The following is a 21,805-nucleotide window of genomic DNA, read 5'->3' on the forward strand; positions in this document are numbered from 1 at the left end:
ATGCAGCAACCAGACACGAGTGAGGTTCGGGTTATCTTCCAGCCGATGAACCGTGTACTCACCGTGCCTGCCGGTACATTGCTCTTTACTGCTCTGCGCATGGCCGGGGTTGCAATCGAGGGGATCTGCGGAGGTAAAGGTACCTGCGGGAAATGCCGGGTAATCTTAACCTCGGGAACCTGCACGGTGTCCCTGGAGACCGGGACGAGCTGCCGGCTCACGCAGAAGGAGTGGAATGATGGATATTACCTTGCCTGCCAGGTAACGCTCTCCGCGGATGCCGTGTTTACGATCCCGGTGGAGAGCCGGATCGACTCTCCCCAGATCCTGATCACACAGCCGGTGGCACCTGAAGAGATCGGACCTGCGGTCGTGCGTTATCTCGCAGAGGTCTCCCCCTCTGACGGCCTGCCGTTTGCCTCACAGTCGATCAAGTTTTCGGGGTATTCCGGCCTCCGGCCCCGCATGACGGACGAACAGTACCACGAACTGCTTGCCGCAGAAACCCCTCAGGCTGCCATACTTTCGACCGTCCGATCCCCCCCGGAGGTACTTGCCATCACCCCGGCAACAGGTGCATGTCCGCTGTACGGTGTCGCCATCGATCTCGGCACCACGACGGTTGTCGGATGCCTTGCCCGCCTCGATACCGGTGCGATCCTTGCCACCGGCTCCGCGCTGAACCGCCAGATCACGTACGGCGAGGAACTGCTCACCCGGATCGGGTATGCCGGATCACCAGGGGGACTTGCCACGCTCCAGAAAGCGGCTGTCGCAAGCGCAAACGAGGTGATCGACTCCCTTGTCCGGACCGCAGGGATCAGCAGCACGGACATCTTTGATGTCTGCATCGCAGGAAACACGGTGATGAACCACCTGATCTGCGGCATCGATCCCCGGTACCTGGACCTTGCAAATGCCCCGGTCTCCCGGGTACCGATTCAGAAGACCGCTCAGGAGATCGGGCTTGCCGTGCACCCCGGCGCTGGGGTGTACTGCCTTCCCAATGTCAGCAGGTTTGTCGGAGGGGATGCGATCGGCGACCTGATCGCGGCAGGGATACATTCATCCGATGAAGTCTCCCTCATGATCGATCTCGGGACAAATGGTGAGATCGTCCTTGGCACCCGGCACTGGACCGCCTCTGTGTCCTGTGCTTCTGGTCCCGCTTTCGAAGGTGCCGGCATCATGGCCGGGATGCGGGCGATGAAAGGCGCGATCGACCATGTGCATGTCGATTTGTCAACCGGTGAGATCCGCTGGAGCACCATCGGTTCTGCCCCGGCCCGGGGCATCTGCGGCTCCGGGATCATCGATCTGGCTGTGGCGATGGTGCATACCGGCGCGCTCGATTTTGCCGGGAAACTCAATTCCCTCCACCCCAAAGTCCGTACGGGACCGGAAGGGTTAGAGTACGTACTTGTTGAGGCCCCGGAGACCTGGACCGGACGGGATATCGTGATCACCCAGCGGGATATCGATTATCTCATGGACTCCAAAGCCGCTGCCTGCGGGGCGATATCAGTGCTCTTAACAAGATACAAATGCAGGGTTTCGGATATCCGACACCTGTACCTTGCCGGCGCGTTTGGCGCCTATACCGATATCAGCAATGCCGTCCGTTTCGGCATTATCCCCGGGTTTACGACTGCCGCGGTCCACACCATTGGTAACGGCTCGCTCTCGGGGGCATACGCAACGCTTGTCTCCACGAAATACCGGGCTGCTGCCGAGGAGATGGCCCGGCACATGGTCTACATCGACCTCTTGGTGGACACTGCATTTGCCGAAGAATATGCGGCAGCCCTTTACATCCCGGGAAAACAGGACCTCTTCCCCCCGCGGGCCTGACAGCAAATCAGATCGGATATTTCCGGTAAACGTACACGGCGCTAACGTGGTTTCAGGCCCGGGTTGCAAACACTACCCACGGTAAAAAGTGCGTCGGGAAACAATCTTCCTCCAAAAGAAAATGCCATCCCGGTCCGGTTCACGCAGGTTCATCGTGGTCCAGCAAATAGGAGGGTACAGCCTGAACCGGGGGCTCTGTGAACAACTCATCCCGCATACCCTTTGCGATGCCCATGACCATGATGATCACCGGAACGATCTCAAGCCTCCCCAGCCACATCAGGACAATGAAGATCCATTTGATGGCAACGGGACTTGTCGCTGTGATAAACCCGACCGTTATTCCGGAATTGGAGAGTGCTGAAATGCACTCGAACAGCACTTCGTCAAGACGGAACGTAGTGATATACAAATGGAGGCAAAGGATGGTCGCAGTAAATATCGTAAAGACATAGAGCGCGATCACCATCATGTTTTTTGATATCTCCATCTCCGACATCTCACGGGAAAGCATCCGCCCTTCGTAGCGGAATGGCACGATCACCCGGCTGCTCACAAAGAACCGCCGGAACCACCATTTCACCCCTTCGTACGCAAGCGCAATCCGGTTGACCTTTATCCCTCCGGCCATGCTCCCCATCGCACCACCGATAAATACCAGAAGCGAGAGCATGGCAAGTGGGATGGCTGCCCAAAGATGAGGGTCCGCATTCTGGAGACCGCAGGTGCAGAGACCGGATACGGAGACAAAAACACCTTCCCGCAGAGCAGTAAGCGGGGCGAGGCCGTTGAAGATATACAGTTCAAGCGAAATAAGGGCCGAACCGACAAGCGCAATCAAAAGGAGAAGCCGGATGGTCTTGTCGCGGAACAGTGCATCCATCTTCCCCCGGTACATAAAGAAGTATAGTTTGAATGGTATCGCCCCGGCAAGCATCACGGGTATAAGGAGAACTTCAAGCAGTGGATTGTTGTAATAAGCAAGGCCTGCAGAATGAAGGGTAAATCCCCCGGTCGCGATAGCGACCATGACCAGGTTGAGCGCATCCCAGAGAGGAATACCGGCGAGCATCACAAGACCGGTAAAAAGACACGTCAGAAAGATGTAAATCTTCCACATTCTCCAGCCTGTCGATACGAGATTTGGCATGAGATCCCCGGGTTTTCCTTCGGACCGGAAGATCTGGAAGAGCGAGATCTGGGTTTTCCTGCGCATCGAGATCCCAAACGCGATAATACCGATACCGCCGATCCACTGCATGAACGAACGCCAGAAAAGGAGTGTCTTTGGGGTCAGGTCAAGCGCTGGGATCATGGTAAAGCCGGTGCTCGTCCAGCCCGACATTGCTTCGAATACGCTGTCGGTGTATGACATTCCAAGACCAAGGACAAAGGGAAGCGCCCCGATAAGGGCAATCAAAAACCACGCGACTGCAACCGCGACAAGTGCTATAGAAACGGGGGGATCAAAGTCACGGGCCGGTACCCTTGTGAAAAGGTACCCTAAAACGAGAAATGCCAGAGGGGCGCTTGCCATGGGCAGCACCATGTCCCATTCCTGGAAGATCACCAGTACCACAAATGGGACAAGCGACACAAATCCGAGGAACCGGCAGATCCGTCCCACGTCGTGTACAATCATTGCGAGATGGTCGAGCCGCTTCATCTGATCGTGCAGATATTTGGCGTTCCCGGGTTGTTATGGGTTGTGCTGTCACACAGGGGCCGGACGTTCCGCCTCACGGTACCTATTTACTTTAATCCCCGCAAATCATCTGATCAGATATGACCCGCATGGACAAGGATCTCTATCCGTTCTTCATCGTACTGTTCCTTTCAATCGTGGCCCTTGTCCTGTTCTGGTCGGTCCTCGATATGGTCATTATTGCTGCATCGCTTGCAGTGATACTGCTGCCGCTCCACCACCGGCTTTTACGGTACACCCGGCCGGCCCTCTCCTCGGTTATTATTACCGTCTGCCTTATGATTCTCCTAGCCGGAGCTGTGTATGTTACTGTAATGATTCTCGAGGCCAATGTCGGGCTCCTTTCAAACCAGATATTTGGAACGATCCGTCTGTGGCTAGAAAACCCTGCAACGCATCCGGGTGCATTCGGGGTTTCGATCAGCAAGGATACGCTTAATCTGTGGCTTGATAAAGGAAATGCACTCTTTGTCGATTACTGGACAATGATTGCCAATAATCTCCTTCTGAACGTTTTTAAAGGATTCGTCTTTTTTACCGCGTTCTTTCTGCTGCTTCTCAAAGGAACGGCGCTCAGGGACCGGATATACCGGCACCTGCCGCAGCCGGTAAAACGGTATTGGGACCAGCTCGCACCGGTCACTATCGATACACTCTATGTCATCTATATCGTTCAGATAGCCATCGCAGTTTTAACGTTTTTTATTGCTATCCCGGTCTTTTACCTGCTCGGGTACGGGAATATTCTTTTTTATTCATTTCTGGCTGCTCTCTGCGAGGCCATACCCATTCTGGGGTCCTCGGTCGCATTTATCATCATCGGTGCTTACGCTCTCGCGCTGGGAGACTTGCGCGGGGTCCTTATCCTGTTCATCCTGGGATACATTGTCGTCTCTGCATTACCAGAGATCTTCGTGCGCCCGGTGCTCGTAGGCAGGCGGGTCAAAATCCACCCCCTGATTATGTTTGTCGGTATTATCGGGGGTATTCTTACGATGGGAATTGCCGGTTTTGTGATTGGACCGCTGATCATTGTGCTCCTCATGAAGAGTTACCGGATCTGGACCGATGATCGTAAGGGAAGTCGGGGAACCGCAGGGAATGATGATGCATGGGAAACCGGCCCGTAACCGGAATTTCTTTACCACCCTCCCTTCCAGAGTAATCCGGGCAGGAAGCACTGAAGAGAAAGCAATATACCCTTTATGTTCCCACCGTTAAAGCAGAAATGTTCAGGGATTATTTTGTAATGCCCGCGATCGTCAAGTCGATGGGTCTTGTGTTCGGTGATATCGGGACCAGCCCCATCTATACGTTCACTGCCATCTTCTTTTTAATTCCCCCCACCCCGCAGAATGTGATGGGGATCCTGTCCCTTATTTTCTGGACGCTCACGATCCTTGTAACCGTCCAGTACACGTTCCTCGCCATGCACCTGGGTAAAAAAGGTGAAGGCGGGACGATCGTGCTCAAGGAGATCCTTCTCCCGATGCTGAAATCCAGCAACCAGATTGCATTTGTTTCACTTATCTCCATTATCGGCATCTCGCTGTTTATCGGCGATGGTGTTATTACACCTGCAATCAGTATCCTCTCTGCAGTAGAAGGAGTGCTCCTGGTTCCGGGTTTTGAGAACACCGCACAGGTTCTCCTGATGCTCGCAGCTTCTGTTATCGCCATCTGTCTTTTTGCATTCCAGGCACGGGGCACAGAAAAGGTGGCATGGGCATTTGGCCCGGTGATGGTAATCTGGTTTGCCGTTCTTGCGATATCCGGTGTTATTGCCCTCAGCGGTGCGCCTCAGGTACTATTTGCAATAAATCCGATGTACGCGATCAACTATCTTTTACATAACGGCCTTGCAGGATTTTTGATCCTCTCTTCCGTGATCCTGTGCGCCACAGGAGGAGAAGCACTCTATGCTGATATGGGGCACCTCGGACGAAAACCGATAGTTCAGGCATGGTATCTCGTTTTTATCGCCCTTGCGATCAACTATTTCGGGCAGGGTGCGTTCCTGATCACCCATCCGGACGCCCAGAACGTACTCTTCCAGATGATCAACTCCGAGGCACAACTTCTCTATATCCCCTTCCTCATACTGAGCATCGCTGCAACGGTGATTGCCTCACAGGCAATGATCTCCGGTATATTTTCCATTGTGTACCAGGGCATTACGACCCGTGTTCTGCCACTGTTGCGGATTGAATATACTTCTCCCCACCTCCGTTCCCAGATCTATATTGACAGCGTGAACTGGATGCTGCTCTTTGCCGTCCTGCTGATTATTCTTGTGTTTAAAAGCTCCAACAGCCTGACCCACGCATACGGGCTTGCGGTCTGCGGGACGATGACTATCACGAGCATCCTGATTATCTGGATCCTGGTTCTTCGTGGCGAAGTCCTCAAGAGCCTGATCGCAGGATTTGTTTTTATCGTGACCGGGAGTTTCCTTATCTCGAATCTTCACAAGATCCCACAGGGGGGCTACTGGTCTCTCCTGATAGCGGCCATTCCTTTGGGGATTATCCTTATCTATGTAAACGGCCAGAAGCGCCTCGCGACTTCCTTAAAACCGGTACCCCTCGATGAATTTCTCCCAAAATTTAACGATCTCTACAAATCGGTGAACAAGATCTCAGGTTCCGCGCTGTACTTTGCCAGGGACTTCCGGCAGATCCCACAGTATATCCCCCGCACAATGTTCACAAACAACATTGTGTACGAGGAGAACATCATTATCTCAATCATTCGTACAGAGCAGCCATTCGGAGTGACATGGGGCGTAACCCGGGAACTGACAAAGGGGCTCTCTATCTTTGAGATCTATTTGGGGTACATGGAGATTGTCGATATCTCAACCATCCTTAAAGAAGCGGACATAGAAGAGAAGACCATCTTTTACGGGATGGAGGATATCGTCACTAACCATGTAGCATGGAAGATCTTCGGCGCGATCAAACACCTTACTCCTTCGGTCGTTCAGTTCTACCGGCTGCCGTCAGACAAGATCCACGGCGTCGTGACCCGGGTGGAGTTATAGGGGATTTAACTTAAATCTCATTTTTGACGATATACTCTTAATTCTGCCGGACAAATAAAGACTGTAAGCGAGGGTAGTCAAGCCAGGTCAAAGGCGCCGGATTTAGGGTCTGGGACAAGGTTTAGGCACCTGATGCTACAACAGATACAACGAGCGAGGATCGCCGAGCTAGGTCAAAGGCGATGGATTTAGGGTCCATTCCCGCAGGGGTTCGCCGGTTCGAATCCGGCTCCTCGCACTTTTCAAAAGTTTGTCTCTCTTAAGACGGCCTTCTTTTCATCCAACTTTTCGCTCAAATCGAAATATTTCTTTACCGTTTAGATCTTTTTGAATAATTGTCAATTTCCCGAACTGTGGTACCAAATCCAGAGGAGTTTGCTCCATCTCATTACCGTCCTGATCCAGATCGATGATAATAATTTTAGATGACGGACCGGGGTTAAAATGAGACCTCTCCGTCTCATTTCCATCTTCATCAGTATAGACGACATCAACCGGATACCCCGCCGCCAAATATTTATCAACTTTTTCTATCTGATGTTCTCCGCGTTCGCTCGGCTTTATGCGAACCGTTTTAACTTTTTTCGCGGTTTTCATGATCTTCACTATCCAGCCCGGGCGATATACCTTTCCAGGGGCGCCCTCAAGTCAATACCTTATACGTATTTGACCTACACATTCACCCAACGGGCACGGGAGATTGCCACAGAACGCGATGGTGAGGCTCTGTCGTCTACGTTGGATGAGTCCGGGATGGCGAAAGTAAAAAAGGGGATTAATCGATCTTTGCCTGCTCGGGGAAGTACATGACATCCGAGCTCAGCACTTGACCGGCTGTTAATTCGTTGAGCTCGTAAGAGCTCTCGATATGCGTGGCGATTACAACACCAGGATAATCCTTGTTTTCATGCGCCGGTACGATGGTGTAATCCCGGATCATCGGAGCACCACCCGCAGTACCGACTGGTAATATCTTTGCCTGGTATACCATATTCCCGAGCGAAGACCACGATCCCGACGCCTCATAAGTAACGGTTTTGATGGCGATATTACCAGAAATTTCTTGGGTGTATCCCTCTCGATAATCCACAGTCCCGTCCGGGTAAAACTTGAACTCATATCCGATCATAGACCCGGTTGATGGCTGCATGTACTGTCGGATCCACCGGTGCAGGATCGGGTCGGCTGTTGAAGCGGTCGCGGTCGTTGCGGTGGTGGCGTTCGCAGGCGTAGCGGTCACAACGGCAGCAGGAGTAGCAGTTACCGGCGCGGCGGTTGTTGATGTAGCTGTCATTGTTGCTGCAGGCTGTTGGGCCGGTGTCGTTGCCGGGTTTGTCGACGTAGCAGCATTACTGGATGTGCTGGTGCACCCGGCTACCAACATAATCGCGATACCAACGATCAGGAGAGAGAAAAGAGTAATTTTCCTCATGGTATCATTCTGATTATATTCTGACACGTTATTTATTGCCTTTTGATCGCCGGGATATCGCAGCATCCCGGTCCTTTTTTGTGACCCCACAAAACCCACGATACTCCTTTTTTTAAGCATCCAGAAAGTCCGAAAACTCCCTTTTTTATAGCGTCGGAAAAGTCGGAAAATTACCCATTCATATTCACAGGATGCGCACAATATGGGCAGTAGTTCGCATCCCAGGGGATGGTCCTTTTACATCGCTGGCAGACCGGATCTTGTCGGACCAGTTGGTCACCTATTTTATCGACGATTACTGCAATGCCTGCTGCCACCCACATGTTGACGAGACGGGCGAACGTTTCCCCCTCCCTCTCGATCTCTTCCCGCGTGAACGGGACCGGGGGCTTATCTTTTTTGTCGACGATTACGATCTCATCACGCGCCTCGAGTGATTCCAGGGCCTCATCAGTACCGGTAAGCCCGAACGAGCGGACCCACGCGATCTGTTCTTGTGTTACTCCGAGGGGAGACATGGTTGCCGGTAGGATCTTCGGTGTAGCCTTCGCTCTTTTCGCCATGAACAGCCATTATCGAACCATTGAATATTATTATGATCCTGCCGGCAGTCCGTGGATATGCCGAGACACACATGTGATTTTGAAGGGCCTCCCGGAATTTCCCGATCGGGCCGGTCGTACCGGTCAACGATATTGCAGAAATGATCGGATACACTCGGCAATGGTGGTCCAACCTCATCCGAAGCCACAAGGACACATTGTCACCTTCTACCCTTACATTTGAAATGAAAGGAGCAAACAGGGCATCGGAATTAGAAAAAAGTGTACGGTACTGACATCAGACAATATAGTCTCGTAATTTCTGTATCATGGCGAGCTGGTTGGTCGCCTCATTCTTCTTCTCTTTTTCGATGCTGTCCATGATATCGTTGATGGGCTTTACAAGTTCGTAAATTTTGACCGGGCGTCCTTTACTCTCGGCCTTGCTCTCGCGGCTGGATATCCAGCCCTGGTCCATTAAGTAGCTCATGGCGATACTCACTTCGGGCTGGCGCAGGTCGGTTCCCCGTTCGATCGCACGCGAGGTCGCTTCGGGAATATTTCCTAAAAACACCAGGACTTTTGCCACGTTCTTCTTTATTCCAATCTCTATGAGAAGGTTTGAAAATTCTTCTTCCTTCTCGGTGAAATACATAACCTCTTCAGTTCGCATGCATTCTCATCTCTATTTATTTTACAAATGATATTTACAAGAGATCATTTTGGATTGTAAAAATGAGAAAAAAAGAGGATTTATTGAGTTTGGCGCGTGACAACGACCAAACGACCGGTCTCTTCCAGGAACTCGCAGAACACCGGGTCCTGGTGCCGATTCGCCTCAATGAGATCCCCGGGCCATAACACCGGGATTTCGATTTCAGACATGGACCGATCCCTCCGTGACGATGGGATCTGCTACCTGCCCCACGGCCCCCACAGGAATATCGCGGACTGCTGACGCTAGTTCATCTATGAATTTTTTCTCCTTGAGAACATCGGCAACTGCCTTTCTGATCTGGTCGCCGCCGTAGTACCCCGGACCCCACGCCCCAACATCGCAATATCGCACCTTAGGGAACGTGGCCTTAACCAAGGCTTTTATTTTATCCACCATTTCGTAATATGCGTTCATATCGACGTCAAGAAGATGATCCCCGCCTTCAACAATGATTTTTACATCGGTGATTTCTTTCCGCAGATCCTTTTGCCGGGCCGGGGTCACCCCCAACCTTTCCTTAGCGATGGATGTACCACCCACTTCCGGGAAACTATCCAGGATCATTTCACTGATCTTGTCCTCAATTTTATCGTACTTCTTGGGGTGGAGCTCATAGAGTTCTTCGCCGCCTTTTATGGTGATGTCGATATCCATCATCTCACTCACCTGCTGCCACAGTCTGTTCCGCGACCGTGTCCCGGACCCACGGATCGATCTTGTATATATCCGCGAGTTTGTATTTATCCACGAGACGGACACGATCGTTGAGAGAGATCTGGCCGCCCTCGATCATGAGCCCCGTAATGATTGACTCCATCGAGCTCATCATATCCATCTCTCGGTTAATGCCGGTGACCTCGTAATACTCATCAATGAAGTTCGTCCAGCGTTCCGGCACCTTGATTTTCAGTTCTGCCATTTTCTCTCGTGACATAATCAGGCCTCCACGGGTTCTTTACCCTCTTCGAGCGGTTCGCCGCTCATATTTTCGAGATCGCATTGGAGCCAACTCCGCACGGCATCTCGGACATACCCAGACAGATCGACCGGCACCTTGCCTTCCCACTCCAAGTTGGCTGTGATCATTTTAACCCATTTTTCCGGGAGTTCGACTTCGATCTTTACCATTCTTGTTTTGCCCGATATTTCCTTTTCTGACATGTTTTTATCACTCCATGGGGTTTTAGTTCCCTGTATGGACAATTTGACCATGTAGATCATCGCCGATAATATCCACACATTCGTTACTGCATCGGAACCAATCCTGGCAGGAAGTCCTCATGACCAATGAAGTCTTCCTGGTGATATGTTACATATCCCCCGAAAACCGCGTTGTTCAGATCTCGGTTGATATCGTTCTGGAACTCGGTTGTGCACCGGATAAAGTCCGGGCATAGTTTGCAGTCCGGCTGATCGATGCACTCGACCTGCGATACCAAGACGAGATCGTCTTTTGTGCGTGCGTCCTGCTCCATAATCAGAACCCCCCTGTGAGGCCTTCCCGGATATCGTGAGATGGTCCGGGGCGCTGCGGGACCTGTACCTGAGGTGCTCCTGCAGCAATGCGCGAGACCGGCACGGAACGCGCTTTCCTGTTGACGACTTTCAGGAAACTGGACCAGGGAGCCATCAGCTCCCCGCCGCTCGTGGTCGTGGAGATCTTCAGGGCCTTCCCACTTACGGATCGTGCAGCGTACCCAATCTTGATGCGCTCCTGGGCACCCCCTGCAGCGCTGCGGATCTCCATCACCCGTGCGGGAGGGGCGAACCGGTCCCGGACCAGGGGACCGAGGTCTTCACTTGAAATGAATACCTCATGAGATGCCCCGAACGAGTCGTAGGAGATCCGCAGGTCCTGCTGCAGCATCTCGATCTTCCCGCAGTGCATAAACGGCGATCCCGTTGATATTTTGAGGTCCGAACGCGATACTTGAGTGGCAGTTCCTGTTCCCTTTGCTTCCAGGCGCGGGAGGGGGCTGCCATTCTGTTCTGATGTTTCCATCGTGTTCATGGTTCTTTTCACCATATACAATGTATATGGTGTGACTATATATACTTTGTCAATACAATGTATGTGCGTGGCAAAGATGAAGATCGAGACGGAAGGATATGCGACTGCCAATAAGACCGCCATGAAAAGCGGAAATAGCACAAGCATTTACCTCCCCAACACCTGGAGAAATAAAAAAGTGCTTGCGATCCTCCTCGAACCCGAAGACGAAAAAGAATAATTTTTTTTACACAACCCTTTTTTACTGCGTGTTTGATCCATCTGCTATGATGAAAAATATCACTGGTTCTAGTAAAGGAACGAAGGTCAGTAAATCCACCTCATCTAAAAGAGCCCCGGTTAAAAAAACACTCCAACATTTCAAATCCACTGGTGAAGTTTTGACCGTTTCTGAAGGTACCATTGAAAGGTTTCTGGAAATTATTCCGGAGCCCGAATGGATCGAATGGAAAAAACAAAGGGGGGAGATTATTATCAGACCTCCTGAAAAATCCAAAGGACCATCCATTGTTACAAGGGAGGATGTGTTGTGGTATTGCAGGATTGTCCCCTCGAGTTCTTTAAAAGAGTTATTTGAATATGGATGCTTTATTGTTGAACCACCATTGACAATTCATTAGGTGAGATATTGAGCAAAGGGTACTGGAAAATAAGCCCAATTCTTCGAGCACGGATTCGTTGCAGCGGCGTTTCTCATAGGGTCTGGAGTGATTGTACCTCACGATAAAGAAAAGGCTGTTTTGAGGGGGGTTCGATCAGCCCCCCTGCACAACCTGTTGATATAATACACCCGAGGCAACCACCCCGGAATCCGGAGAGGGTGAGATCGTAATCTTACCGCTTATATCGACCTTCGAAGACGATCCGGTACCTGAGCTGCTGCCCGATTTGTCATTCGAACCCGGTGATATACCCCCTCCGCTAGAGAGTTTCACATTGCTGAAATCTGCCGCGGCAAGTGTCGGGGCGGTGATTGGTGTGAATGCCGGGGGCGTCCAGTCGGGGCCGCTTTTATCCACGATGATCTTGTTCTGGACGATCGGGTTCTCGCCACCGAAATTGACACAGGCTGCCATGTAATCCAGCTGGGCTTGCGCAGCGTCCTGTGCCATGGTGGCCATCGCGGCATAGTGCACGAGGCCGATTTTTTCAAGATTGCCCCACCCTTTTTCAATCGATGTATCCAGATCGTCATAGAGGGTGGCTTGTTTCTTGGTCTCGTCTCCCACCGTAGTAGTTTCTGCGGGGGTGCCGGGCTTAGCGGTTGTGGGTGCCGTTGTAGTTGCACCCGCGGTACCGGATTTAGCAGCTGCTGCCCGTTCATTGGCCCCCTGGTTTGCCTGACCGCCCATGAAGGTCTGGTTGACGGCCTGCGTTGTCGGGTTGAATTGCGCATTGCCCGACCATTGGATCATTGCTTCGTCGAATGACAGCCCATTCTGGTAACAGGCCCACATAAACTGGGACATTAAAGTCCCGTCGCTGCCGATGTCGAGGTACGGGACCGGGCATTTGTCCCAACCGGAACCGGCTTTTGCGGCACTGGCAACGGCATTTTTCGCGGCCGTTGATTTATCCGCTGCCAGGCTTGCCGCCGGGGTACCCGATGGACCCACTGGCGTGGATGTTGCCGATTTCCATGTGCCGGTTGCCGCGTCCCAGGTCTGATCTGCACCCTGGATATATCCTTGTGCAAGAAGTGCCCTTTTCGTGGCTTCGGACTGTTCCCACTCTGCCTGGTTGGTAAAATCGGTTTTGACCTTTGAGAAGTTACCAGACAGGGCATCCGTAACGATCCCGACATCCTGCGCCATGATGGTGAGACCATCGGCTGCATCCTGGAGGAACGTGTTGAGGTACTGGAAGAAAGTGAAAACCGGCGAATCTGTATTGAGCGCACCGTTGAAGAGATCCATCCATGACTGCGTGGCCGGCATCAGTTCAAGGCCAATAGTAGTCTGAGCGGTTGAGAGTTTTGCGTTGAATTGGTCGATCTCGATACCCATATTGTGAGCTGCCGCGATCTGGTCGTCACCGAATGGTGCCGGGGTCGAGTTGTAGACCTGGAGCGCCTTGGCGGCATTGGTGATCAGCTCGGCATTGCTTGCCCACCCGCGGCCGTAGATCAGCCGTGCATCGGAATCCCGCTGTGTGGCATCGGTCACATTACTGAGGGAGGTAAGGATGTTCTTCTGCAGCGTGTCGGCGTCGAGATAATCGCCGTTCTGGTCCTGGTACGCAATGTGCAGGTTGTCGAGAGTTTTCCGATAGTTCTCCCCGGCAGTGGTGGTATCTGCAGTCTTACCCTGGACATACTGCAGGCTCGTCAGCATCGAGTCCAGAGAGCCACCAACGGCGATGTTTGCGGCATTCCATTTCTGCGCAGATTCGGCACTCATACCGGTGACATCAACGACATGCTGCATCTGGTCGGCGAACTTGATCGCAGCTCCGACGGTGTTGTTGAATGCATCCATCCCGGCCTGCTCAAACTGCTGGAAGAGCTGGATGGTCATTTCGAGAGAGACTGTGATGTCCCGGTACCATGAGAGGAAACCATCTCCCGATGATTGCATTCCCCCCAGGAAGTCGGAAACGTCGAGTCCCAGTTTGGCGAAATATTGCATTACGACGCTGTCGTCAGCCATTTCAGGTCACCTTTGCTATCAGAGCGAGGATATCTACGTGGTATTGGCGGGCGAGGGCCCGAACCACATCTGCGTTCTCCTGGCAAAAGGCACGGGCCTTGGAGAGAGCGATATCCAGTTTTTTCTGCTGGTTCGCGATATCCGCATCAAGGAGGGCGATTGTATCATCCCGTTGTTTCAGGTGATTGGCATCTCTTCCGAGAACCGGCGTGAGTGCGTACATCTTCCTGGTTGTCTTCCCGCTCTCCAGGACCGTTTTGAGGAGCAGGACAGAATTGTGATGATTGATTCCGACGAGGATACCGTTATCTACCTGTAACTTTTTGATCTGCCGGTCCTTTTCCTTGAGTGCGTTCTCGAGCTGCGTGAGCTCGGATTTTTGGATTGTGATCAGTGACATGGTCAGAACCGCTCCTTTACGACGTCTTCCAAGAGCTGGGAAAATTTTTGAGTGTTCCCCTGTTTTTCGTAAATGAAGGCTCGAAGGACCTGCCCACGGAGAAGATCCCCGGATTTTTCCGGGGCTCTGGTGATTACAAAGTCTGCCGCAGCCTGCGCTAACCGAAGATCTCCCTCTTCGAGTGCGAAATAGCCGGTCCTGTTTACATCATTGAGTGGTCCGGGGGGATGATCCTCGAATAACTTTCGAACGAGGACCTGACCGGAAGTAGACGGCGATTCTGGCGCAGTCCCTGGAGGCGACGTAACAGATTCCATCATGCCTCTGTTTCCTTGATCCCGGCAAGACGAATGGCCTGATCAGAGGGTGTACCACACTCAATCAGGGTATCTCGGTAGTCCTCGCGTGCCTTCTTGAGAACCGGGTCTTCAGCGATCTCCTCGGTTTTTGCCGGCGGGACAATCCCGGCGAGCTGGTCCGCTTGTTCTTTCACTATACCGCTGGCCACCAGTTCGTCCCGGTAGTTTTCCTGTGATTTAATGGCCAAGTGGTCCTGCCACTCCTTTCCGACGTCCTGTTCTAAATTGTCCATGAACATCAGACCTCCACGAGCCGGTGGTACATTTCCGGGAACATCACGAGGGACTTATCCCCCTGTCTGAATGAGAGTTTATCCCATTCATCGATGGTGAGAGGCCGGCCGCGATCGCTGGTTCGATGGGCAAAGACGAACGGTACTCCGTGTAACCATCTGCAGTTGAGATCGTCACCTGGCTGACATTTTGTCAACGCTGCAAATTCAGTCAGCCGCACGTAGCGGATTCCAACCGGGGGTTGATTCCCTCCACTGGTCCGGTAATCCACCTCGGCGTATCGGTTGCCTTCAATGTTGACCAGCCGCCGGAACTTGGCAAAAAATTCATGACCCACAGATGTGTTGACAAAGTTCCACGAATCCATGACTCCGGTGAGGATTGCAATCCCGTTTTCATCTGTCTGTTCTGTTTTCGATTCGGTTGTTTCGGTTGTTGCTTCTGACATGGTTTTTACCTCTGATTTTTGTGAAATTTTGTAATCTTAACGAGGGTCCAGGTTACCGGCCCCCGTGTTCTTGGCAAATACAGCTTCGAGCTCCGCACAGACCTCTTGCAGCAAGACAAGTTGCCTGACACATCATCGCCCGGTTCACAGGGTAGTGCATCGCAGGACCTCCGCAGCTGTCTCCTGGGCCTGCCTGATCGCGCCTCTTTTGATCCTCTGATCCTGACACTGACGGGCCTCTGCAATGGTCGCAGTGAGATCGGCCGACAAGGATTGCAAAACCGCGAGTGTCTGCTCGATATCAAGACCCCGGTGAACGTGGGCACCTTTCGTATGCCGTTCCAGGCAGTGACGCGATACTTGGAAGTGGTCCGCGATCGCCCGGATAGTGGATTTCCCTCCAGTGAGGGCCAGATCTATTTCTGACCGCTTCGGGTGCTGGCAGATGGTGCAGGGCCGGCCGCGCATCAGGACACCCCAGCTGCCGGTACCGCAATCGATCGTAATTTGAGAAATGCCGCGGTATTCCGCGATTGCCTCACCGGAGACCGAATCGATCGAATCGATCTACCAGATTCTGCATTAATCTTTTTTACTGTCCCGAAGAGGTCGGGATACTTCATTTCCGTGTTGAAATTCTGGTTCATAATATGCTCCTTTAATCCGGTATACTCAGCTGACGCGGAACCGCCGCAATGCCGCGGTATTCCGCGAGTGGTAAGATGATCCGGTACCGATCCGGTGCCATGAACAGCTGCGCACATCTGCATGAGATCGCGCTCGATCGCGCTCAATTGCGCACATGGCCCGTCGTAAACATGGGAAATTTGTAATCCCACAGCTGCGCACAATTGCGCGGACTCCGATCGTACACGGGCGACGAATCCGGTATACTGTCGTCGAAGAAGATCTGTATATGACGTAACGTCACATGCCGACGTTGAAAAAATGTCAATGAGGGGGGCATGGGTTTTGTGAGCCTTCGAAAAAATGCGTGCGAGCAGGAGCTCGACATTGATTCTCTCTAGGACTCGGGACTCGCAGATAGGATCGATGTACCCCATCATGCACCCTCGGGACTGGCGGTCCGTTTCCAAGATTCCTGGAATGCGGCAGGGTCGGGAATTTTGGATGCGTCCCCTCCACATTGGAGAAGAATGTCGGTCAGCTGGGCCCGGGTCAGGCCAGAATAGTCCTGTGCAGGTTGTGCAGGATTTGAGGACTTTACTTTTTCTATATGTTCAGTACCAGATCCTGATCCTTCCTTTGTACGCGATAACATAGAATTACCCTGAACATCCTGCACAGACCCCGCTTTTTCACGTCGTCGTTCGGGGTCAGTGTTCAAGATGTTCAGGATATTACCATCTTTTTGCGATGAGTCCGGGAAGATCGGCTCGAGGCCCTTGAGTTTAAATCCCTGGTAGCAGTGCTCCCTCCGGCCCCGGATGGTCGGGTACGCATCAATCGCCCCAGCCTGTTTCAGTAGCTCGGTAAGATCCTTCTGGCTCTCGACTTCGAACTCTGCATCGCTGCAGTATTCGGTATATGAGGCGTACAGGTCCTTCTTGACCAGGACTGCACCTTTGCACCGTTCCAGGCAATCCCGGATGAATGCGTACCCGCTGGATGCATCACTCAGCCAGTCGCGCTCCACGTTATCGGTCGTGATAAGTTCACGGGCCCTGATGATGGCGGTCATGCGTGCAAGGACCAAGAGCAGGAAAGCGGATACAAAAGCCTCTGTGAAGATTGCCCCTTCAAACTCGGGATCCCGGGAGAATGACCCGTTGAAGTTAATCGCGATCCAGCGGGACCACCAAGCATCGTCCCCTCCTTTGATCTTCGGGTACCGGTTGCCGGAGAAGAGGAACACGGCCTTGTTGACCATGGAGTACGGGTCCCGGTGCTTGCGCTCCACGGTAACCGCGTCACCCCCAGTAAGGGCCTTGAACATGCCGAGGTTTCCGATCTTTGAGTCGGCCAGGTCCGCGTAGGCATTCATGAGTTTGCCGTCAAGATCTGCCAGCCGGAAGCGGTCAAACAGGATATCGTGGAGGCTTACATTGGAACAGACGGACGGCCCAAAAAGATGATGCGTGACCAGGCGGATGAACGTGGATTTGCCACTGTCACGATCACCCTTGAGGAAGTATGCCCGCTTGTATACGCGGCCGAGCATGGAGAGGAGGGAATGCGCGGGAATCTGCAGTAGGAGATCACGGTCCACACCAAGAGAGTCGAGGTATTTTGATACCGCAGCGGTATCGGCTGCGGAATCGTATCTGACCTTGAGCTTGTAGTTGAACCGAAAATCCGGAGAATGCGGAACCAGCGACACAGACCCGGTCTCGAAGTCCAGGAGCAGGACCCCGTTCTCCAGGGGGATTGCGTTGGGCGACTGGTTGAAGGGATACTCGGTGTACGGCGCATCATAGAGGATATAGTGCTTCACCTGCTGTGATGCGGTCGTCACTCGTTCCTTGGCACCGATCCCCCGGTACTGGAGGATGATCTGGATCTGGCTTTCCAGCTGCCCCTTATCCTCGATGAAGACCCCGTCTTTGTACCGGTAGATTGTGTTGTTGAACGAGAGGAGATCCCCTTTATGCAGGAGTTCCTGGGCGATGGAAAAATAATCCACGCCGGCGTTTTTCTCGTCTGTCGATTTCTCCTGTACTATACGCTCGACTTCTTTCTTCCGGGCGCCTTCACGAAGGGAGTCGACCCGGGCCATATCTTCTGCCGAGAGGTCCAGGCTTGCCGGGGCGCTCATGAGGCATACCCCCGGCTCTCCATGAAAGCGAGGCATTCCATGATGATGTCTTTTTCAGGGCGAAGATCCGAGGCTTGAACGCGGATTCCGTGGCGTTGTTCGAGAGTAACAAGGAGTTCCCAGCCCGATCGGGTGCCAAAGGGAAGGAAGGGCTGCCGCCCCTCTGGAACGTATCCGACAGTCATCTGGATATCGCCTCTGGCAGGAGTGATCGCAGATAACTTACCCCATTCGGCCCGATCAAGGGTTCGACCCTCTCAAAAACGTGCTCGCGTAATCGGGGAGGCAGTGATGCAGCAGAGTCTATCCAGGATCGCAGCTGACCGTTTGTCAGTACCCGGCCCTCCTGGATGGCAGCGATGAGCAAGTCAGCCCGTTTGACACGCGAGCCGGGAAACCGGGTCATGGTTGTATCTCCCCGTCTTGAATTAGCTGCTGTACGCTGCGATCGTTATCGAGGAAAAACCGATCCCGTATAGCCCGGATCTGGGCCGGGGTCAGAAGCGAGAGATCATATCTGGCGGACTCTAAAAGGGCGATCGCTCCAGCCCGCTTACGAGGGATGAAATTACTGCGATACGAAAGCGACATGGATGTTCCCTTCACTCGTTCGGTTCGATCGTGCGATCAGGGCCTGGGCAGCAGACCGGCCCGGCTCATCAATGACAGCCACTCTTCCGGTTTCGATGAGGAAACGGGCAACATCCAGCAGGCCGCTCTGGTGCTCAAAGGCATCAAGTGCGGCCCGGGTGACGGCAGGCTTATGTGCGGGGAGCGATCGCGCACAATGTCCGATCATAGGTGGCTCCTCTTCGGGTAACGACTCATCGGGTTTACAGGAACTGCAACTTTATTGTGAGCAACTTGCAGATTTTTCACCCCCCACTATAGCGGAGGTAAGAAGTTTGTTCACAAAACGACTCCGAGTTACATCACCACGCTTTTCGTCGATTTTTTCAATCAACGATTCATCAAGACCAACACAAACCTGTCGCTTCATGCTCTCAAAACATAATGAATTGGATAGATTAATTAACCGGATTCAACAAACGATTATTTGTTAGGAACTTGCAATGGCGGACATCTCTCACTTACCCCAGTGTTTGATTTGGCCGGTACGGATGGCGGACCTTTTTGACATTCCACCAGATGATTTTCCTAGAGCAATCTTTGAGAGCAGGAGTGAACAACACAGAAGATTTGTTGATTCTCACCTCAGAAAATTTATGCAGGGGAAAAAAAGCCCGAAAACTTTGGAAAATGCAAAAAAAATTATTTCATATTTTGAGCGAAAAAGTTATTACTCCGGTGGCTTTTGCAACAGCGTCCTAAATACGGAAGTAGTCCGCAGATCCGAAATCGTTCACGATTTGGTCGAAGGACGAGGCGGCGGAAAAACTTCAATTTGTCCCGATTGCGTATGGCCAAATGATCAAAACTGTCCCTTTAATCATTTATTTAAAAATGAAAACACGCTAAATCGCCTTTTAAAACAGCTTTCGGAATCGAATATTTTGAGACGAATCGAACGAAAGAAGAAGTATCCTAGATCCAGCCCACTCAAAGAGAAGCCAGATGTTTTCTATCGGATTGACTCAAGAATTTATACCAAAATGGTGACTGAAGCAGACGAAATAGAGTTTTTACATGGCCAAAGCCATTATTACATGCAGGAATGGACTAAAACTGAAATATTACTCAATAATGCGTATGATCTTCTCAAGGAACACGGTGTTGAAGATGCTAAAGTGATGGTTGAGAATCGAGCTCAAGCAAGGGGAGATCAAATTCTCCTTACAACTCCATAAGTGAATCTCGTGAAAAGGCCAATATCGATCACGGAATAATGGATTGTCGTTTCCGCCATTCCGCATACGCGATCAGGTCATCCGGGTTGCTCATTACGTTTTTGACGGCATCCAGATCGTGTAGAGCATCATCGTTAAGCGCCATGCTGCACCGATCACAATACATGGCATCCGGGCTATTTGCCTTCTTACACCGGGGGCATATCTGCGCTGACATCGGGTCCGCTATCGGCTCTTCTTCCGGCTTAATACCCTCCACGGTAAGGATCTTGTTGTCGATATCCCGGCCTGACAAATGAACATACACGGCCGCCATCGCTGATTTTTTTGACCATCCGGCATACTCCCTGAGCTCGGCCTCGGTCAGCTGCTTACCACGGACCGTAAGACGGCCGTGTCGGAACGCGTGTGGGTTCGTGTCCCTCGGGCAGCTTGCAAGATCACCAAATCGGGCAAAGAGGTTCTGTACCCTTCGGATCGAGAGGCGGGATAATGTAGTAGTCCCCCGCCTCCTGGATGTAACAAACAGTGGAGCTTCCGGGTCGTTCTTGAGCGGGTGAATGTTGATCCAAGCCTGCAGATCCGGGACAGCTGATACGAGCCGAATGCTCCGCCGACCGGTCTTCCCGGTGACCGCGATCACAGCGCCGTACCGATCAAACGTCACATGGCCGATGTTACAATTCAGGATCTCAGAGATCCGGGCTCCTGAATCCCACACAATTGCGACCAGGGCCCGGTCCCGCTGCGACTCACAGACTTCAAGGAGGGATCGTACATTCACGGATTGCAGCACTTTCTCCGGTGGGACTTCGTGTAGGGGTGGCTTCGGTTTAAATTGCACGAGATTATTTCCGGGTAGGAGCCATTCGAAGAACCGGCACATCTCCCGCAGGTCACCGAACGCAGTAACCGGAGAGTGGGTCTTTTTGCGGTCAAGATAAAAATTCTCCAGATCCTGCGATTGTGCTGTCTTTGCATCCCGGAAATCGAACCAAATTAGGAAGGCGTAAACTTTCCAGAGTTTTGATTCTACAGTCTTCTGATTATTATTTTTCAGCTCGAGGTACCGGATGTAGTCGGTGAAGTATTGCAGGTTGACCGGATCCAGCCGCTTGAACTTTGCCACAACATCCATGATCCCCCTGAGACGTCACAATATATAGTCCCGTTGTTTGGCACTAGATTTAGGGTCCGGTCTCGCAGGAGTTCAAGGGTTCGAATCCCTTCCCTCGCATTTTGTTTTTTTATCGTGAAAGCCAAGGACCACGTGTTTTTAGGTTCTGATAAGTTAACGGCTAATCTCCAATTTATTATCCCGGAAATAATTTCCCATCGATCGCCAACTCATCAGCACCAACACTCATAAATGGGAATGAGACCTCGATTTTAATGTGACACCAATGGCAGATGAAATTATTACGGTAAGCACACCTTATCTTCCGGGCTACAGGATCACAAAAACCATCGGGTTTACATGGGGACTTATTGTGAGGAGTCGCGGGCTCGGCAGGAACATAACTGCAGGCCTTCGATCTCTTGCAGGTGGAGAGATCCACGAATATACCGAACTGTTGAACCAGTCACGTGAACAAGCGCTCAGCCGGCTGAAGGATCATGCAAAAGAGCTGGGTGCAAATGCAGTTATCGGCGTGCAGTTCGATTCGTCAGAGATTGGCTACATGACCGAACTGCTCGCGTATGGGACAGCAGTTGTTGTTGAGAGGGAGACTGATAAAACAAGTCCGGTCAGGCTCGGGTAAAAATCGTATTCGCCCACAGAAATGCGATGGCGGGGCTCGTTTTCGATACTGTAATAGTACAGCCAGT

27 protein-coding genes and 1 tRNA gene are annotated in these 21,805 nt (G+C 52.1%); 9 read left to right on the forward strand and 19 right to left on the reverse strand.

What is annotated here, in order from left to right:
- Complete coding sequence (locus WCE46_RS02455) at nucleotides 1-1,851, forward strand: ASKHA domain-containing protein (RefSeq protein WP_424732115.1); 1,851 nt, start codon at nucleotides 1-3, stop codon at nucleotides 1,849-1,851.
- Between the two features lie 139 nt (nucleotides 1,852-1,990).
- On the opposite strand, the gene WCE46_RS02460 is transcribed toward WCE46_RS02455, so the two are convergent.
- Nucleotides 1,991-3,517, reverse strand: coding sequence for a TrkH family potassium uptake protein (locus WCE46_RS02460; protein ID WP_424732116.1), 1,527 nt, complete (start codon nucleotides 3,515-3,517; stop codon nucleotides 1,991-1,993).
- A 119-nt stretch (nucleotides 3,518-3,636) separates the two neighbouring features.
- Between WCE46_RS02460 and WCE46_RS02465 the strand changes: the two genes are divergently transcribed.
- The 3 genes from WCE46_RS02465 to WCE46_RS02475 all read left to right on the forward strand — a co-directional run bounded on the left by WCE46_RS02465 (nucleotide 3,637) and on the right by WCE46_RS02475 (nucleotide 6,837).
- Nucleotides 3,637-4,686, forward strand: a complete 1,050-nt coding sequence (locus WCE46_RS02465) for an AI-2E family transporter (RefSeq protein ID WP_424732117.1) — start codon at nucleotides 3,637-3,639, stop codon at nucleotides 4,684-4,686.
- A gap of 98 nt (nucleotides 4,687-4,784) precedes the next feature.
- Nucleotides 4,785-6,599 (forward strand): KUP/HAK/KT family potassium transporter, encoded by a 1,815-nt coding sequence (locus tag WCE46_RS02470; RefSeq protein WP_424732118.1) that lies wholly within the window; start codon nucleotides 4,785-4,787, stop codon nucleotides 6,597-6,599.
- Between the two features lie 153 nt (nucleotides 6,600-6,752).
- Nucleotides 6,753-6,837: transfer RNA gene (locus tag WCE46_RS02475), tRNA-Leu, on the forward strand.
- A 38-nt stretch (nucleotides 6,838-6,875) separates the two neighbouring features.
- Here WCE46_RS02475 and WCE46_RS02480 read toward each other — a convergent pair.
- The gene (locus WCE46_RS02480) at nucleotides 6,876-7,196 is read right to left on the reverse strand and encodes a hypothetical protein (RefSeq protein ID WP_424732119.1); all 321 of its coding nucleotides are present in this window, start codon (nucleotides 7,194-7,196) and stop codon (nucleotides 6,876-6,878) included.
- 178 nt (nucleotides 7,197-7,374) lie between these two features.
- The gene (locus WCE46_RS02485) at nucleotides 7,375-7,539 is read right to left on the reverse strand and encodes a hypothetical protein (protein ID WP_424732120.1); all 165 of its coding nucleotides are present in this window, start codon (nucleotides 7,537-7,539) and stop codon (nucleotides 7,375-7,377) included.
- A gap of 169 nt (nucleotides 7,540-7,708) precedes the next feature.
- On the opposite strand from WCE46_RS02485, the gene WCE46_RS02490 reads away from it, so the two are divergent.
- Nucleotides 7,709-8,044 (forward strand): hypothetical protein, encoded by a 336-nt coding sequence (locus tag WCE46_RS02490; protein WP_424732121.1) that lies wholly within the window; start codon nucleotides 7,709-7,711, stop codon nucleotides 8,042-8,044.
- 157 nt (nucleotides 8,045-8,201) lie between these two features.
- Here WCE46_RS02490 and WCE46_RS02495 read toward each other — a convergent pair whose 3' ends face one another.
- The 7 genes from WCE46_RS02495 to WCE46_RS02525 all read right to left on the reverse strand — a co-directional run bounded on the left by WCE46_RS02495 (nucleotide 8,202) and on the right by WCE46_RS02525 (nucleotide 11,302).
- Entirely contained in the window at nucleotides 8,202-8,594 is a 393-nt protein-coding gene (locus WCE46_RS02495; protein ID WP_424732122.1) for a hypothetical protein, read from the reverse strand.
- Nucleotides 8,595-8,871: 277 nt separating this feature from the next.
- Nucleotides 8,872-9,246 carry an ArsR family transcriptional regulator gene (locus WCE46_RS02500; protein WP_424732123.1) on the reverse strand — a complete coding sequence of 125 codons (375 nt, stop codon included), beginning with the start codon at nucleotides 9,244-9,246 and terminating at the stop codon, nucleotides 8,872-8,874.
- Nucleotides 9,247-9,450: 204 nt separating this feature from the next.
- The gene (locus tag WCE46_RS02505) at nucleotides 9,451-9,948 is read right to left on the reverse strand and encodes a hypothetical protein (protein ID WP_424732124.1); all 498 of its coding nucleotides are present in this window, start codon (nucleotides 9,946-9,948) and stop codon (nucleotides 9,451-9,453) included.
- A gap of 1 nt (nucleotide 9,949) precedes the next feature.
- Nucleotides 9,950-10,225 carry a hypothetical protein gene (locus tag WCE46_RS02510; protein WP_424732125.1) on the reverse strand — a complete coding sequence of 92 codons (276 nt, stop codon included), beginning with the start codon at nucleotides 10,223-10,225 and terminating at the stop codon, nucleotides 9,950-9,952.
- A gap of 2 nt (nucleotides 10,226-10,227) precedes the next feature.
- Entirely contained in the window at nucleotides 10,228-10,452 is a 225-nt protein-coding gene (locus tag WCE46_RS02515; protein WP_424732126.1) for a hypothetical protein, read from the reverse strand.
- Nucleotides 10,453-10,535: 83 nt separating this feature from the next.
- Nucleotides 10,536-10,766, reverse strand: coding sequence for a hypothetical protein (locus tag WCE46_RS02520; RefSeq protein WP_424732127.1), 231 nt, complete (start codon nucleotides 10,764-10,766; stop codon nucleotides 10,536-10,538).
- Nucleotides 10,767-10,768: 2 nt separating this feature from the next.
- Entirely contained in the window at nucleotides 10,769-11,302 is a 534-nt protein-coding gene (locus WCE46_RS02525) for a hypothetical protein (RefSeq protein ID WP_424732128.1), read from the reverse strand.
- Between the two features lie 76 nt (nucleotides 11,303-11,378).
- Here WCE46_RS02525 and WCE46_RS02530 point away from each other — a divergent pair, with 76 nt between their 5' ends.
- On the forward strand, nucleotides 11,379-11,522 hold the full coding sequence (locus WCE46_RS02530) for a DUF2080 family transposase-associated protein (protein WP_424732178.1): 144 nt from the start codon (nucleotides 11,379-11,381) through the stop codon (nucleotides 11,520-11,522).
- A gap of 46 nt (nucleotides 11,523-11,568) precedes the next feature.
- Nucleotides 11,569-11,922, forward strand: coding sequence for a hypothetical protein (locus WCE46_RS02535; RefSeq protein WP_424732129.1), 354 nt, complete (start codon nucleotides 11,569-11,571; stop codon nucleotides 11,920-11,922).
- Nucleotides 11,923-12,057: 135 nt separating this feature from the next.
- Here the strand turns inward: WCE46_RS02535 and WCE46_RS02540 are convergent, their stop codons facing one another.
- The 8 genes from WCE46_RS02540 to WCE46_RS02575 form a co-directional block, all read right to left on the reverse strand.
- On the reverse strand, nucleotides 12,058-13,950 hold the full coding sequence (locus tag WCE46_RS02540; RefSeq protein ID WP_424732130.1) for a hypothetical protein: 1,893 nt from the start codon (nucleotides 13,948-13,950) through the stop codon (nucleotides 12,058-12,060).
- A gap of 1 nt (nucleotide 13,951) precedes the next feature.
- The gene (locus WCE46_RS02545; RefSeq protein ID WP_424732131.1) at nucleotides 13,952-14,350 is read right to left on the reverse strand and encodes a hypothetical protein; all 399 of its coding nucleotides are present in this window, start codon (nucleotides 14,348-14,350) and stop codon (nucleotides 13,952-13,954) included.
- A 316-nt stretch (nucleotides 14,351-14,666) separates the two neighbouring features.
- The gene (locus WCE46_RS02550) at nucleotides 14,667-14,942 is read right to left on the reverse strand and encodes a hypothetical protein (protein ID WP_424732132.1); all 276 of its coding nucleotides are present in this window, start codon (nucleotides 14,940-14,942) and stop codon (nucleotides 14,667-14,669) included.
- Nucleotides 14,943-14,947: 5 nt separating this feature from the next.
- Nucleotides 14,948-15,391: a hypothetical protein gene (locus WCE46_RS02555; protein WP_424732133.1), complete on the reverse strand. Its 444-nt coding sequence runs from the start codon at nucleotides 15,389-15,391 to the stop codon at nucleotides 14,948-14,950.
- 144 nt (nucleotides 15,392-15,535) lie between these two features.
- Nucleotides 15,536-15,859: a hypothetical protein gene (locus WCE46_RS02560; protein ID WP_424732134.1), complete on the reverse strand. Its 324-nt coding sequence runs from the start codon at nucleotides 15,857-15,859 to the stop codon at nucleotides 15,536-15,538.
- A 595-nt stretch (nucleotides 15,860-16,454) separates the two neighbouring features.
- Nucleotides 16,455-18,167: a DNA primase family protein gene (locus tag WCE46_RS02565; RefSeq protein WP_424732135.1), complete on the reverse strand. Its 1,713-nt coding sequence runs from the start codon at nucleotides 18,165-18,167 to the stop codon at nucleotides 16,455-16,457.
- The gene (locus tag WCE46_RS02570; RefSeq protein ID WP_424732136.1) at nucleotides 18,164-18,352 is read right to left on the reverse strand and encodes a hypothetical protein; all 189 of its coding nucleotides are present in this window, start codon (nucleotides 18,350-18,352) and stop codon (nucleotides 18,164-18,166) included. Before WCE46_RS02570 ends, WCE46_RS02565 begins: the two co-directional genes overlap by 4 nt.
- Before the next feature lie 383 nt (nucleotides 18,353-18,735).
- Nucleotides 18,736-18,966: a hypothetical protein gene (locus tag WCE46_RS02575; protein WP_424732137.1), complete on the reverse strand. Its 231-nt coding sequence runs from the start codon at nucleotides 18,964-18,966 to the stop codon at nucleotides 18,736-18,738.
- Nucleotides 18,967-19,240: 274 nt separating this feature from the next.
- On the opposite strand from WCE46_RS02575, the gene WCE46_RS02580 reads away from it, so the two are divergent.
- Nucleotides 19,241-19,975, forward strand: coding sequence for a hypothetical protein (locus WCE46_RS02580; RefSeq protein WP_424732138.1), 735 nt, complete (start codon nucleotides 19,241-19,243; stop codon nucleotides 19,973-19,975).
- Nucleotides 19,976-20,003: 28 nt separating this feature from the next.
- On the opposite strand, the gene WCE46_RS02585 is transcribed toward WCE46_RS02580, so the two are convergent.
- Nucleotides 20,004-21,113 carry a site-specific integrase gene (locus WCE46_RS02585; protein ID WP_424732139.1) on the reverse strand — a complete coding sequence of 370 codons (1,110 nt, stop codon included), beginning with the start codon at nucleotides 21,111-21,113 and terminating at the stop codon, nucleotides 20,004-20,006.
- A 265-nt stretch (nucleotides 21,114-21,378) separates the two neighbouring features.
- On the opposite strand from WCE46_RS02585, the gene WCE46_RS02590 reads away from it, so the two are divergent.
- A complete protein-coding gene (locus WCE46_RS02590; RefSeq protein ID WP_424732140.1) occupies nucleotides 21,379-21,738 on the forward strand; it encodes a heavy metal-binding domain-containing protein in 360 nt (119 codons plus the stop codon).
- The last annotated feature ends 67 nt before the right edge of the window (nucleotides 21,739-21,805 follow it).

Source organism: Methanoregula sp. (assembly GCF_049690535.1).
GTDB lineage: Archaea > Halobacteriota > Methanomicrobia > Methanomicrobiales > Methanospirillaceae > Methanoregula.